This is a genomic window from Agathobaculum faecis, assembly GCF_014287995.1.
Classification (GTDB): Bacteria; Bacillota; Clostridia; order Oscillospirales; family Butyricicoccaceae; genus Agathobaculum; species Agathobaculum ammoniilyticum.
Genome location: NZ_JACOPL010000002.1, coordinates 269,062 through 281,786, shown reverse-complemented (window position 1 = coordinate 281,786; position 12,725 = coordinate 269,062). Strand labels below are relative to the sequence as shown.

Below are 12,725 nucleotides of genomic sequence, written 5' to 3'. Positions count from 1 at the left end.
CGATGTGATCACCAGCCCATCCACCGCTACCGCCTGTGCATACGGCCCGATCGCCGCCGGCGCCCGTTCCGTATTTATCTCCTTTTTCATCTTTCACCCTCCTCCTTCGTTTTTTCTGATATTATTTTATTATGAGGAGAATTATTTGTCAAGGTGTTTTTGTCTATTTTGTATATTTGTATACATTCCTTCCTACTTATTTGTTTCTATTTTACATAATCATTGGCAAACATTTATAATAAATTTTTATTTTTATTGTGATTATTTCTTTAGATCTTCTTTGACAATCCGCGTGAAAATACGGTATAATAAAAATAATAACACTGCATTCCTGTCTTTCATTATCAGAAACGAGGTGAGCGTATGGCGAATCCCTTATTGCAGCATTACATCAAACTGACCGAGTTTCTTGGGCAAGCTCTCGGCCCTGACTATGAGGTTGCACTGCATGACCTGACCGACAAAAACCGTTCGATCATCGCGATTGCCAACAACCATGTGAGCGGTCGGGAGATCGGCGCACCGCTGACCAATGTTGCGCTCAAGATCCTGATGGACAGAAGCTATGAAACGCAGGATTACCGGCTGCATTATCCAGGCGTTTCCGCCGCCGGCAAAACACTGCGCTCCTCCACGCTGTTTATCAAGCAGCACGGCAAGCTGATCGGGATGCTCTGCATCAACTTTGACGACAGCCGCTACCAGTCCGTCAGCGAGGATATTCTGCGACTCTGCCATCCCGACAATTTTATCGAAACCAACTTCCAGACCGAGGAAACGCCGGCGAACGCCGTGCGCAGCATCCCCCCCACCACAGAAAGCTTCCACAACTCGATCGGCGCCGTGGCGGGCGACGCTGTCGGTCGCGAGCTGCTCCGCCTCGGCGTAACGGCTGACCGGCTGACGCCCGACGAGCGCGTGCAGATCATTGGTGCGCTGGAAGCGGGCGGCATTTTCCTGCTCAAGGGCGCGGTCAAGGATGTTGCCGACGCCCTGCACTGCTCGCAGGCAAGCGTTTACCGTTACCTGTCGCAGATCAAAAAAGAGGATCCCACGCAAGAAGTGGAAGAGTAAAAAAAGCAAGTGAAAAAATGAGCGCGGGGCGCTCATTTTTTCACTATTTGAACGGAGGTTTCTCTTATTATGCTGATCCAATTGACCGCGGCCGACGTGCCTGATTTTACCCTTGCCTGCTCCTATGAGCATGTGTTCGGTTCCCGAGCGCTGACCGCGCTCCGCGCCTACGGGTTAGGCGACGCAAACGCACGGTTTTTCCTGTGCCGGAAGGGGCGGGAGCCCGCGGCCGCCCTGTACTTAGCCAACGGCGTGCTCAGCATCTCGTCCGACGAGCGCGCCGACCCGCTTCCCATCGCCGAGCTGGCAAAACGGGAAAACGTGCGGGAAATCGATACGAACTGGCCCCAGTGCGCGGCGCTGCAAAAGCTGCTCGGCGGCGCGACCGAAAGCTCCTATTATATGGTGTACCGCGGCCTTCCGCTGGAGCAAAGCACGGAGGGTTTTGTCCGCGGGGATTTCCATACCGTGTTCAATATCCTGCAGCGCAGCCACGAATACTACCAGACCCATCTGTCGTTTGATACCTGGTCGGCGGACCTGCAGCGCAGGATCACCTGCGGCCTGGCCGAGCTTTACCAGCTTGAGCTTGACGGAGAGGCGGTCGGCACGGGCTGCATCATATCCGAGGACGACGAATGCGGCGTGCTGGGCGCGATCGCCGTGGTACCCGAACACCGCCACAAGGGGCTGGGCGGCCGCATTAGCCGTTTTCTGGTGCAGCGCATTCAGCAGAAAGGCAAAACGCCGCGCCTGATCGCCGGCTACGACCAGGTCGCGGAGCTGTATTGCGAGATCGGCTTCGCGCCGTGCGGACGGTGGGGCGAGCTTTACCCTTAACCCGACACAGCGCACCTGATAATTCTTTTGAGAAAGGTCTTGATTTTATGCAGTTTATTGATTTGCGCAGCGATACGGTCACACAGCCCACCCAGGCCATGCGGGATGCGATGTGCCGCGCGGTTGTGGGCGACGATGTCTTCGAGGATGACCCGACCGTAAAGGAGCTGGAAGCCTATGCCGCCCAGCGGCTCGGCAAGGAGGCGGCTCTGTTCGTCACTTCCGGCATGCAGGGCAACACCTGCGCGCTGCTCGCGCACACCCGCCGCGGCGACTGCGTCGTAATCGCACCGACCGCGCATATCGCCGCGCATGAGGCCGGCTCTTACGGCCAGCTCGCCGGAGTCTCCCTCCGTTTTCCAGAAAGCGTGAACGGTGTGATGGACCCTGCATCCGTGCGCGCCTGCCTGACGGATGACAGCGATGTGCAGGTCGCACCCGCCGGCCTGGTCGTCATGGAAAACGCCCATTCCACCGGCTCGGTGCTACCGCTCGACAACATGCGCGCCGTGTTCGAGATCGCGCATACGCAGGGCGTCCCCGTCCATCTGGACGGCGCACGCCTGTTCAACGCAGCGGCCGCGCTCGGCATCGCGGACGTTCGGGAGCTGACGCAGTACTGCGATACCGTCATGTGCTGTCTGTCCAAGGGCCTGTGCGCACCAGTCGGCTCGATACTCGCCGGCCCAAAGGATGTGATCTGGCGCGCCCGCCGCGCCCGCCGCATCCTGGGCGGCGGCCTGCGCCAGGTCGGTTTCCTTGCGGCGGCCGGCATGGTCGCCCTGCGCGATATGACCGGACGCCTGTCAGAGGACCACGAAAACGCCAAATATCTGGGCGAATTGCTGAGCGCGGTGGACGGCGTCCATGTGTTCGCTGAGCGCACCCAGATCGATATGGTCTTTTTCACCACGGACTGGGACGCGGAAAAGGCCTCGCGGTATCCTGCCTGGATGCTCGGCCGCGGCATCAAGGTGACCGGCTGCATGGACGGCGAATACCGTATGGTCTGCCACCATGACATTACGCGCGCCGCCTGCCAGACCGCCGCCGAAGCCATACGCGCTTTTGCCGCGGAGGGATGATATGATCCGGAATTACGTCCGCCGCCTGCTCTGGCTTGCGCTCGGCATGCTGGTCAGCGCAATCGGCATCGTGATGATGCTGCAGGCAAACATCGGTCTCGAGCCATGGAGCGTGCTGCAGCAGGGCATGGCGCAGAGCTTTGGCATCACCTACGGCACAGCTTCGGTCATCGTGGGCGCGGCCGCAATCGGCGTTGCCATCCTGTTCGGCGAGAGCTTCGGGTTCGGCACGGTCATCAATATTGTTTTGTGCGCCGTGTTTATCGACGCGCTGCTGTGGCTCGGCTGGGTCCCGCAGATGTCCGGCACGCTCTCCGGCGTCCTGATGCTGCTCGCCGGCCTGGAGCTGCTGGTGCTCGGCACCTGGATGTACATGAAAAGCGCGCTCGGCGCCGGCCCGCGCGATGCCCTGATGGTCGCGCTGGCGCGCCGGACCGGCCGCTCGGTCGGCCTGTGCCGCATATCCGTCGAGATCCTCGTCATCCTGACTGGTTATTTCCTCGGCGGACAGGTGGGCATCGGCACGGTCATTTCCGCGCTCGGCCTTGGCTCGCTGTTCAACCTGAATTTCCACCTGCTCGGCTTCCGCGCCGCGGAGCTGCATCAGGAAAACATCGCGGAGACCCTCCGATTCATCCGGCAGCAAAAAAAATAAAAAGGAAGCCGTAGGGCTTCCTTTTTTCACTCTTCATGCAGTCTCCACCGCTTTGACCGGCAGGAACTGCTCCTCGCCGAACAGGAACGCGGCGTCGCCGAACCAGTCGTCCAGCACGATCTCGCTCCCATCGCGGCTAATATGCGCCAGCAGCCACATATCGCCCATCTCCTGATGGTAGGAAATATCCACCGCCGGCTCCTCCCACTCCAGCGAATCGTACGTCAGGCAGATGGTAAAGCTGTCGTATTCCTCCGGCGGGTATTGCGCAATGTCGGGATACAGCTCGTCGTCCGGCGCATTGTACATGATCCATACGTCGCCGCTTTCCGAATACCGCCCCTCGATATACAGCGAATAGTGTTCGTCACCCTCCGCGTACAGCTCCAGTAGACTGCCGTCCGGCAACTCCACGACCGACCGCAGACCCAGCAGATCCGCAAGGGATATGACGTTGTACGCGCCCCCGTCGTCCTCATACCAGTCGTCCGCCTCCGAATACGGGGGTTCCGGCTCCACATACGGCTCCCCGAAGCGGATATCACCCACAAAATCACCGATCAGGCCGAATACGGCCGGCACCAACTGCAAAAGCACCACCGCCGCGGAAACCAGCGCGATGACGCGCCCTTTCTTTTTCTGGGCCGCGCGGTCCTTTTTCACCTTGCCGTTCAGGATGGTCGGCTCCGTTGTTTTGGGCGCGGCGCTTCCGTGCGGCCGGAACGACGCGCCGCGCCGCACCGACAGCCGCCCCCGGCTGCCCGCCCTGGCGCCGCAGATCGGACACTCTCGGTCGCCGTCGTCAAAATTGATCCCACAATGCTGGCATTTCATAAAAACGCCTCCCCTCTCTCCTGCTTTTATCATACCAGAGCGAGGGGGCACGCGCAAGATTATTTTGCCATGCTGCACAAAAGCAAATGAACCTGGGCGGGATCGATCACGGTCAGCCCTTCCGCCGCCTGGGCGGACGGCAGGCTGGTGGTGACGCCCGCGCCGGTATTGGGATGCAACGCAGACCATCCAAAGTCCAGCAGGAACACCACCGCCAGCAACGCGCAGCACTGCCGCGCCTGCGGCCTAGGCAACCGCCGCATCCATCCCGCGGCCTTGGGACCCGCCCAATATACCGCAGCGCAGCAGCCTGCGCCGAACACCAGCGAGGTCAGCGGGCTGACCAATCCGTCGATATTGAGCGGGAGCATGGAATAGTCCCACCAGCGCAGGCCGTACAGGCTATCCAGATACCTGCCCGTGACGTATTCGATCACCGTGCAGAGCGCGACACCCAACGCAAACACCCGCAGCGGTTTGTCCGCGAAGCGGCGCAGCAGCAAAACAGCCAACACGCCGCCCGCGCCGTAGATCGGCAGCCACGGCCCCAACATCGTGCCGCGCTTGACCAGCTCACCGTTGAATACGAGGTGGAGCGCAACCTCCCATAGCCAGCCCGCCGCGGAAAAAGCGAAGAACAGCCCTGCCAGCTCAGCCGGCGCATACTGCCGGCCGATGGACTGCCGTATTTTTCCCGTCATGACGTCCGCCTCCTTTGCATAATTCCATTGTAGCCGAAATTTCTTTTCATTTTATACGCAAACTTCTTAAGGCTTTGCAATTTTCCCGTCTTTGGGGTGCAAAAAGGGACGCGCGGCGCCGCGCGTCCCCCGTGGTGAAAAACAGATGTGGTTTATTCCAGATTGAGCCGGTTCTTCAGAATATGGCGGACCGCCAGGAAGAACGCCGCGCCCGGCACCGCCGTTGCAACGCACAGCGTTATCATGCCAATATGGATGGTCGCAGTCGGCCCGATGCCGCGGAAGAAGTTTGCCAGTGCCATCCATACGCTGTCAAAGGGCAGGTTACCCACACCCATGATAAAGAACATGAAAAGGAACTGGAACACAGTGGACAATACAAAGTACCAAACCACCGCCATCAGCACGCGGTGCTTTTTCGCCAGATGTCCCAGCGCGATACACAGGTAGATGAACAGCATACCGACAACCGCACAGAGCAGCAGCCAAGCGAACGTCTCCAGAGTATAGAACAGCGTATTAGGGTCGCTCGTAAAAGATTTCCATATGGCGGCCAGCACATCGCCCAGCCCCACAAGCAGGCCCGAACCTGAACCGATGATGCCTATGCTCAGCACTGCCGCAACTGTAGCAATAATACTCATAACGGTCGCAACAATGACCTTACTCCAGATATGCTGAGAAACCGTCACCGGCAGAGTGAACATCAGGTACCCCTCGTCCCCCAGCAGGTTTTTGTAAAACCGTTGGATCAGGATAACCGCGGTTACAACGAACACCGCTACCATCACAGCGAAATACAACATTGCCATTAGCACCGTAGGGATGCCGTACAGCAGGTTCTGCACCTGGTCAGTCATGGTCAGGCGGTTGACCACGGCCAACAGCAGCACCGCCGCGTACATCGGAAGGCAGATGCGCGCGCACGCCTTCCACTCATATTTCAGCAGCTTCAGCATGCAAACACCTCCCTGAACAGCATATCGACCGATTTCCCATGCTCCTCGCGGATGGTATCCACGCTCTCGTGCAGGGTCATCACGCCGTTTTTCAAAAAGATGACCTCGTCCAGCACGCGCTCAATATCCGCGATCAGGTGGGTGGAGAGCAGCACGGTGGCGTCCTCGCTGTAATTGGACAGGATGGTGTTGAGGATGTAGTCGCGCGCCGCGGGATCCACGCCGCCGATCGGCTCGTCAAGCAGGAAGAGCTGGGCCTTGCGGCTCATGGTCAGGATGAGCTGCACCTTTTCTTTCGTCCCCTTGGACAGCGTTTTGAGACGCGCCAACGGGCTGATATCCAGCGTTTTCAGCATATCGTTCGCCTTGATCTTGTCAAAATCCGCATAGAAGTCCGCGAAAAAGTCAAACAGGTCGCACACGCGCATCCAGTCGTTCAGGTAAGCACGGTCGGGCAGATAGCTGACCACGCTGTGCGTATGCACGCCCGGCTTTTCCCCGTCGATCAGCACCGTGCCGCTGGTCGGCTGCAGCAGGCCGTTAAGCAGCTTGATCGCTGTCGTTTTGCCCGATCCGTTCGGCCCCAGCAGGCCAATAAAGCGGCCGCGCTCGAGCGTTAGGCTCAGGCTGTCAAGCGCCCTGATACTGCCGTAAATCTTGGTCAGCCCTTCGCATACAACCAGATCATTCCTCTGTTCCATTCTTCTTCTCCTCCCCCCTGCGCTTTTCCAAAAGCGCCACGATCTCCTTCTCGGTAAAGCCAAGCTGACTCATGCCGGCTAAAAATTCTGAAATACGGTCGCTTGCGATCTGCTCCCGAATTTTTGCTATCATCTCTTTATCCTCCGTAACATATCGTCCACTGGTGCGGTTGGTGTACATCAGCCCTTCGCGCTCCAAATCCGCCAGCGCGCGCTGCATTGTGTTCGGGTTCACGCCCGCCTCCGCCGCCAGCTCCCGCACGGGCGGCACCTTATCGCCCGCGCCGAGCTGCCCGCTTACGATCTGCTCGGTCAGCTGCTCCATGAGCTGCTGGTAGATCGGGCGGTCGCCCCGCAGTTGCCATTGCATAGGCTCGCTCCTCTCTGTTTCTTTGTACTATGATAATAGTACAGTAATGCATAATTGTCAATACCTTTTTCAAAAATTTTTTATCCAGCCCCGCGACCGCTAAATTATTGCTGAAAAATCCCGCGTGATATGCTATAATTACAGGTACACTGGAGGGTAATTTTTATGAAGATCTATCCCAGCCTGCGTCTGCTCTGGGCCGCGCTTGTGGTATCCGCGGTCACGGGCCTCGGCAGCCTCTTTCCTGAAAACGGAGTTAGCCTGGCCGCCAGCATCCTTAACCTTGCGGCATACGGCGTGGTGCTGTATATTCTGCACCGTCTTTCGGAGGAATCGGCAAGGTTCGGCCGCGCCTTTTCCTGCCAACTCATCTCGCTGGTCCTCTCCATCCTGGCTCTGGCCTGCACGTTTATGGGTACGTCGGATATGATGGTGCATTTCATGGTGCTGCTGATGGTGACCGGCTCGCTGTTCAGCCTGATCAGCCAGTATCATATGTACTGGGCGCTGGATGAGCGTGTCATCCCCTGCGGCTACGCCTACCCCGCCCGCCGCATCCGCTGGTGCTTTTACACGCCGCTGATCGGCGCGGTGGCCGCCTCTTTCATACAAACCCTGTTTTATCAAAACCCGGCCGCGCTGGTCGTGCAGCTCGTCTGCCAGCTTGCACCGCTTGTTCTGCTCTGGCAATACCTGCGGGCAGTCAAAAACCGCGAGGACGATCCGCTTCATATGTAGTGGCACACCAAAAAACGCGCGCCGGAACGCTTTGTTCCGACGCGCGTTTTTTATGCGTTTTCCGAAAACTCCGCCAGGCGGAGGTCTTCGTTATGGTCGAGCGCATAGGTGATATTCCACGGCGAGGTGAAAAGCAGCAGGCTGTTGCCCTTGAGATCCTCGACGATTTTGGTGTCGCTCGTAAGCTGTAGGCGCTTGATGTCGAAATCCTCCTCGTCGTTCTCCACCCAGCGCACATGCTCATAGGGCAGGTTCTCGCGGATGATCTCCACGTTATACTCGTTTTTCAAGCGGTATTCGAGCACCTCGAACTGTAGCACGCCAACCACGCCCACAATGACCGCCTCCATGCCCGAGCCCGGCTCGCGGAATATTTGAATCGCACCCTCCTGCGCAATCTGCTCCACGCCCTTGACGAACTGCTTGCGCTTTAAGGTATCCTTCTGCCGCACCGTTGCGAACAGCTCGGGCGCAAAGGTCGGTATGCCGGAAAAGACGCATTTGCGCTTGGGGTCGCATACCGTGTCCCCAATCGCGAACACGCCCGGGTCAAAGATGCCGATGATATCGCCCGCATAGGCCTCGTCCACGATCGAACGGTCCTGCGCCATGAGTTGCTGCGGCGCGGCGAGCGCCATCTTTTTGCCGGTCCGCACATGCAGCACCTCCTGCCCGCGCTCAAACTTGCCCGAGCAGATGCGCATGAATGCCACGCGGTCGCGGTGCGCCTTGTTCATGTTCGCCTGAATCTTGAACACGAACGCGGAAAAATGATCCTCAAATGGGTCGATCACGCCGATATCCGCAGTGCGCGCAGTCGGCGGCGGGGTCATCTGCAAAAACTTCTTGAGGAAAGGCTCCACGCCGAAGTTGGTCAGCGCCGAGCCAAAGAACACCGGCGACAGCTTTCCCTCATGCACGGCTTTCAGGTCGAATTCATCCCCCGCGCCGGAGAGCAGCTCCACGTCGTCGATCAGGGTCTGGTACTGGTCCTCGGGCAGCATTCCCTCCAGGATCGGGTCGTCGATCGACAGGCGCTGCGCCTTGACCTCGTGGCGGAAGTCCGCACCCTCGAACGCGATGACCTGGTCGTCCATGCGGTCGTACACGCCTTTGAAGCGCTTGCCCGAGCCGATTGGCCAGTTGACCGCGTAGGTGCCGATGCCCAGCTCGTTTTCAATATCCTCAAGCAGCTCGTAGGGGTCGCGCGCCTCACGGTCCATCTTGTTGATGAACGTGAAGATCGGCACGCCGCGCATGGCGCACACCTTGAACAGCTTGCGCGTCTGCGCCTCCACGCCTTTGGACGCGTCGATAACCATGACCGCCGAATCCGCCGCCATCAGCGTGCGGTAGGTATCCTCGGAAAAGTCCTGGTGGCCCGGGGTATCCAGGATGTTGATGCACTTGCCCTCGTACCGGAACTGTAGCACCGACGAGGTGACCGAAATACCGCGCTGCTTTTCGATCTCCATCCAGTCGGAAACCGCGTGGCGGCTGTTTTTCTTGCCCTTGACCATGCCGGCCTCCTGAATGGCGCCGCCGTAGAGCAAAAATTTCTCGGTTATGGTGGTTTTGCCAGCGTCAGGGTGCGATATGATCGCAAATGTGCGCCGGTTTTCGATTTCTTTCTTCAGGTCTGCCACAGGCTTATTTCCTCCCGATCATGCAAAACTTATAAATTTTTGCGAAATGTACACAGAATCTTCACAATTGCCGGATATAGTATAAATGTGGAAAGCGTAAGATCCCCCCACATGTTCTTGCTTTCTACTCTCTATCCTACCTTTTATTGCGGGAACGGCCGGACGAAAGTCCGGCCGTTCCTGTTTTTTCGCGCTGTGCGCATCACAGGACGCGCCTATACCCCTTTTCACGCGGGCAGGCAGGAACACAGTGTAGAACAGCGGCCGCGTCAGGCGGCGGGTTACAGCTCCCGCCTACCCTCCAGCGCGCGGAGCAGCGTAACCTCGTCCACCATTTCCAGATGGCCGCCGACCGGCATCCCGTAGCCCAGGCGGGTGATTTTGATACCGAACGGCTGCAGCAGGCGGGAAATGTACATTGCGGTCGCTTCCCCCTCGGTATCCGGATTGGTGGCGAGGATGACCTCCTCGGTTTCCTCGTCCGCCACACGCTGCACCAGTTCGCGAATGCGAATATCGTCCGGCCCGATGTGGTTCATCGGCGACAGCGTGCCGTGCAGCACATGGTACAGCCCTTTATATTCCCTGGTCCGTTCAAACGCGATCACATCGCGCGGGTCGGTCACCACGCAGATGGTCTTCTGGTCTCGCGCCTGGTCGGCGCAGATCGGGCAGGTTTCGGTGTCCGTCAGGTTCTGGCAGCGTTTGCAGGTGAACGTTTTTGCCTTGGCATCCCGTATCGCATCCGCGAAGCGCTCCGCATCCTCTTTGGGCAGGTCGAGCACATAGAACGCCAGGCGCTGCGCGGTCTTTTGTCCAATGCCGGGGAGCCGCGCGAATTCCTCGATCAGCTTTTCGACCGGCGGCGCGAAAAAGTCCATCAGAACAGGCCGCCGCCCAGACCGCCCATGCCGCCCGTCACTGCGGACATCTGGCTCTGGGATTTTTCGGTTGCCGCCTTGAGCGCTTCGTTCACCGCCGCCACCACCAGGTCCTGCAGCATTTCGATATCGTCCGGATCAACCACGTCGGGCTTGATCTCAATGCTTTTCAGCGCCGACGTGCCGGTCACGGTCACGGTCACCATGCCGCCGCCCGCCGTGCCGATGGTCTCCATCTGGGCGATTTCCGCTTGCGCCTTAAGCATGTTTTCCTGCATTTTCTGCGCCTGCTTCATCATGGCCTGCATATTCATGCCGCCGCCAAAACCGCCAAATTTACCCTTTGCCATCTGTTATGTCCTCCTTAAAGCTCTTTCACTTGTATATCAAACGCTTTCGCGCGGCCAATCAGCTCATCGACCGCAGTATTTTTTTTGTGGACCGGCTCGTCCCCTGCCTCCTGCACCTTAACCTTAACTGGCGCGCCGGCAAGCGCCGCCGCCTGCGCGCGGATGACCTTCATGGTCGGCTCCGCCTTGGCGAGCATGGCCGTAATCCCATCCTCGCAGAGGATAACGAGCGCGCCGTCCTCCTCGATGCCGCGCGCGGACAGCTTGAGATTGGTATGCGCGCCCGTGTTAATCTTGCCGGTCAACGCTTCGAGCAGCGCGGGCCAGTGCGGCCAGTCAGCTGCTGCCGGAGCCGCCGCCTCGTTTTTTTCCGGCGCGCGGGTATCCTCCTGCCCGCCGGCCCAATCCGGCGCATCGCTGTCGTCCGGCGGGGGCGGCTCATCGCCGATGCCTGCGGCCGTTCCGGACGCAGGCATCGGCTGCGCGGCCTGTACCGGCACGCCGTTTTTCAGCTTTTCCTCCAGCGCTTCCACGCGGCCGCCCAAGGTATCATAGCTGTCCGCGTCCAGGCTGCACAGCCGCACCGCGCACAGCTCGGCCTCCACACGGCGGTTTGCCGCGCTGCGCATCCGGTCGAGCGCGTCGCCGATCACACGGCTCCACGCGATCAGGGTCGAAGCCGCCAGTCCGTCGCACAGCTTCTGCAGGGTCTGCACGCTGTAGGCGGGGGAAATCAGCGCGGAAACATCAGTTTTGCTGGTTTTCACCAGAAGCGCGTCCCGTATCAGGCCGAGCATTTGGTCGTAAACCGAGGCCAAATCGCGGCCCGCGTTATAATATTCATCCAACAGGCCGACTGCCGCGGCCAGATCGCCCGCTTTCAGGCTGCCGGCCAGCCGCAGGCTGTCATCCTGCCCCATCACGCCCAGTGCTGCGGTGACCGTTTGTTCATCCACCGCGCCCGCCGCGGCCGCGCGGTCCAGCATGGACAGCGCATCGCGCATCGCACCGTCGGCCAGGCGCGCGATCAGGCGCGCGGCCCCCTCGGTCAGCCCGATGCCCTCGCCCCCCGCCACATCGAGCAGGCGGCGCGCAATATCCTCCGCACCGATGCGTCGGAAATCAAACCGCTGGCAGCGCGACAGGATGGTTGCGGGTACCTTATGCAGCTCTGTGGTCGCCAGAATGAACAGCACATGCTCGGGCGGTTCCTCCAGGGTTTTGAGTAGCGCGTTGAACGCGCCGATCGAGAGCATATGCACCTCGTCGATGATGAACACCCGCTTTTTTACCTGCGCGGGCGTGTAGCGCGTCTCGTCACGCAGGTCGCGGATATTGTCCACGCCGTTGTTGGAGGCCGCGTCGATCTCGGTCACATCCAGTACGGACCCGTCCAATATCCCCCGGCAGGCCGCGCATTCGTTGCACGGGTCGCCGTTGACCGGATTTTCGCAGTTGACCGCCCGGGCAAGGATTTTTGCGCAGGTCGTCTTGCCCGTGCCTCGCGTACCGGTAAACAGGTAGGCATGGCTCAGCCGTCCGGACTGGAGCTGCGCGCGGAGCGTATCCGTGATATGCTGCTGCCCAATTACGTCCGCGAATGTCTGCGGCCGCCACTTGCGGTATAATGCCTGATACACGTCCTATCGCAACCCCTTTCCTCAATTTCTGCTGCGCCTGTGGGCAAACGCCCCGCACACACACCACAAAGAGGCGGGCGCAAGCCCGCCTCCAAGCGTCTCTCCTGCGCGCCATGCGCGCCATTTGCACAGAAAACCGCCACGCGGTTTTCATCAAAAGTCAGGACATGCGCCTGACTTTTGATACCCCGACTCAGCCGCCTTGGGCGGCGTCGTTCGGGTATCGAAAGCAGGTTTCTGCTGGAACCTGC

Annotated in this window: 14 protein-coding genes; 5 read left to right on the top strand and 9 right to left on the bottom strand. The window is 59.4% G+C overall.

Features of this window, described 5'->3' with window-relative positions; translation table 11 throughout:
* Window positions 1-363 precede the first annotated feature (363 nt).
* From H8S45_RS03375 to H8S45_RS03360, 4 genes are all read left to right on the top strand, one after another.
* Window positions 364-1,074, top strand: coding sequence for a helix-turn-helix transcriptional regulator (locus H8S45_RS03375; protein ID WP_054327470.1), 711 nt, complete (start codon window positions 364-366; stop codon window positions 1,072-1,074).
* Between the two features lie 69 nt (window positions 1,075-1,143).
* Window positions 1,144-1,914 (top strand): GNAT family N-acetyltransferase, encoded by a 771-nt coding sequence (locus H8S45_RS03370; RefSeq protein ID WP_186949565.1) that lies wholly within the window; start codon window positions 1,144-1,146, stop codon window positions 1,912-1,914.
* A gap of 47 nt (window positions 1,915-1,961) precedes the next feature.
* Window positions 1,962-2,999: a threonine aldolase family protein gene (locus H8S45_RS03365; RefSeq protein ID WP_186949563.1), complete on the top strand. Its 1,038-nt coding sequence runs from the start codon at window positions 1,962-1,964 to the stop codon at window positions 2,997-2,999.
* Between the two features lies 1 nt (window position 3,000).
* Entirely contained in the window at window positions 3,001-3,654 is a 654-nt protein-coding gene (locus H8S45_RS03360; RefSeq protein WP_107631539.1) for a YczE/YyaS/YitT family protein, read from the top strand.
* A 33-nt stretch (window positions 3,655-3,687) separates the two neighbouring features.
* Here the strand turns inward: H8S45_RS03360 and H8S45_RS03355 are convergent, their stop codons facing one another.
* The 5 genes from H8S45_RS03355 to H8S45_RS03335 all read right to left on the bottom strand — a co-directional run bounded on the left by H8S45_RS03355 (window position 3,688) and on the right by H8S45_RS03335 (window position 7,219).
* Window positions 3,688-4,488, bottom strand: coding sequence for a zinc ribbon domain-containing protein (locus H8S45_RS03355; protein ID WP_054327466.1), 801 nt, complete (start codon window positions 4,486-4,488; stop codon window positions 3,688-3,690).
* A 59-nt stretch (window positions 4,489-4,547) separates the two neighbouring features.
* The gene (locus H8S45_RS03350; protein ID WP_147573815.1) at window positions 4,548-5,189 is read right to left on the bottom strand and encodes a putative ABC transporter permease; all 642 of its coding nucleotides are present in this window, start codon (window positions 5,187-5,189) and stop codon (window positions 4,548-4,550) included.
* 152 nt (window positions 5,190-5,341) lie between these two features.
* Window positions 5,342-6,148 (bottom strand): hypothetical protein, encoded by an 807-nt coding sequence (locus H8S45_RS03345; protein ID WP_054327464.1) that lies wholly within the window; start codon window positions 6,146-6,148, stop codon window positions 5,342-5,344.
* Window positions 6,142-6,849, bottom strand: coding sequence for an ABC transporter ATP-binding protein (locus H8S45_RS03340; protein ID WP_054327463.1), 708 nt, complete (start codon window positions 6,847-6,849; stop codon window positions 6,142-6,144). The genes H8S45_RS03345 and H8S45_RS03340 overlap by 7 nt, the downstream gene beginning before the upstream one ends.
* Window positions 6,833-7,219 carry a GntR family transcriptional regulator gene (locus tag H8S45_RS03335; RefSeq protein WP_054327462.1) on the bottom strand — a complete coding sequence of 129 codons (387 nt, stop codon included), beginning with the start codon at window positions 7,217-7,219 and terminating at the stop codon, window positions 6,833-6,835. Before H8S45_RS03335 ends, H8S45_RS03340 begins: the two co-directional genes overlap by 17 nt.
* 165 nt (window positions 7,220-7,384) lie before the next feature.
* Between H8S45_RS03335 and H8S45_RS03330 the strand changes: the two genes are divergently transcribed.
* Window positions 7,385-7,957: a hypothetical protein gene (locus tag H8S45_RS03330; protein ID WP_147573814.1), complete on the top strand. Its 573-nt coding sequence runs from the start codon at window positions 7,385-7,387 to the stop codon at window positions 7,955-7,957.
* A 50-nt stretch (window positions 7,958-8,007) separates the two neighbouring features.
* Here H8S45_RS03330 and H8S45_RS03325 read toward each other — a convergent pair whose 3' ends face one another.
* The 4 genes from H8S45_RS03325 to dnaX form a co-directional block, all read right to left on the bottom strand.
* Window positions 8,008-9,603: a peptide chain release factor 3 gene (locus H8S45_RS03325; protein ID WP_054327460.1), complete on the bottom strand. Its 1,596-nt coding sequence runs from the start codon at window positions 9,601-9,603 to the stop codon at window positions 8,008-8,010.
* A 281-nt stretch (window positions 9,604-9,884) separates the two neighbouring features.
* Window positions 9,885-10,484, bottom strand: a complete 600-nt coding sequence (gene recR / locus H8S45_RS03320; protein WP_054327459.1) for a recombination mediator RecR — start codon at window positions 10,482-10,484, stop codon at window positions 9,885-9,887.
* The gene (locus tag H8S45_RS03315) at window positions 10,484-10,834 is read right to left on the bottom strand and encodes a YbaB/EbfC family nucleoid-associated protein (RefSeq protein WP_186949561.1); all 351 of its coding nucleotides are present in this window, start codon (window positions 10,832-10,834) and stop codon (window positions 10,484-10,486) included. The genes recR and H8S45_RS03315 overlap by 1 nt, the downstream gene beginning before the upstream one ends.
* A 14-nt stretch (window positions 10,835-10,848) precedes the next feature.
* Entirely contained in the window at window positions 10,849-12,474 is a 1,626-nt protein-coding gene (gene dnaX / locus H8S45_RS03310; protein ID WP_186949559.1) for a DNA polymerase III subunit gamma/tau, read from the bottom strand.
* Between the last annotated feature and the right edge of the window lie 251 nt (window positions 12,475-12,725).

Bases quoted from the DNA above. Each gene is read 5' to 3' on its own strand.
- H8S45_RS03375 (WP_054327470.1), top strand. From the start codon at position 364: ATGGCGAATCCCTTATTGCAGCATTACATCAAACTGACCGAGTTTCTT.
- H8S45_RS03370 (WP_186949565.1), top strand. From the start codon at position 1,144: ATGCTGATCCAATTGACCGCGGCCGACGTGCCTGATTTTACCCTTGCC.
- H8S45_RS03365 (WP_186949563.1), top strand. From the start codon at position 1,962: ATGCAGTTTATTGATTTGCGCAGCGATACGGTCACACAGCCCACCCAG.
- H8S45_RS03360 (WP_107631539.1), top strand. From the start codon at position 3,001: ATGATCCGGAATTACGTCCGCCGCCTGCTCTGGCTTGCGCTCGGCATG.
- H8S45_RS03355 (WP_054327466.1), bottom strand. From the start codon at position 4,488: ATGAAATGCCAGCATTGTGGGATCAATTTTGACGACGGCGACCGAGAG.
- H8S45_RS03350 (WP_147573815.1), bottom strand. From the start codon at position 5,189: ATGACGGGAAAAATACGGCAGTCCATCGGCCGGCAGTATGCGCCGGCT.
- H8S45_RS03345 (WP_054327464.1), bottom strand. From the start codon at position 6,148: ATGCTGAAGCTGCTGAAATATGAGTGGAAGGCGTGCGCGCGCATCTGC.
- H8S45_RS03340 (WP_054327463.1), bottom strand. From the start codon at position 6,849: ATGGAACAGAGGAATGATCTGGTTGTATGCGAAGGGCTGACCAAGATT.
- H8S45_RS03335 (WP_054327462.1), bottom strand. From the start codon at position 7,219: ATGCAATGGCAACTGCGGGGCGACCGCCCGATCTACCAGCAGCTCATG.
- H8S45_RS03330 (WP_147573814.1), top strand. From the start codon at position 7,385: ATGAAGATCTATCCCAGCCTGCGTCTGCTCTGGGCCGCGCTTGTGGTA.
- recR (WP_054327459.1), bottom strand. From the start codon at position 10,484: ATGGACTTTTTCGCGCCGCCGGTCGAAAAGCTGATCGAGGAATTCGCG.
- H8S45_RS03315 (WP_186949561.1), bottom strand. From the start codon at position 10,834: ATGGCAAAGGGTAAATTTGGCGGTTTTGGCGGCGGCATGAATATGCAG.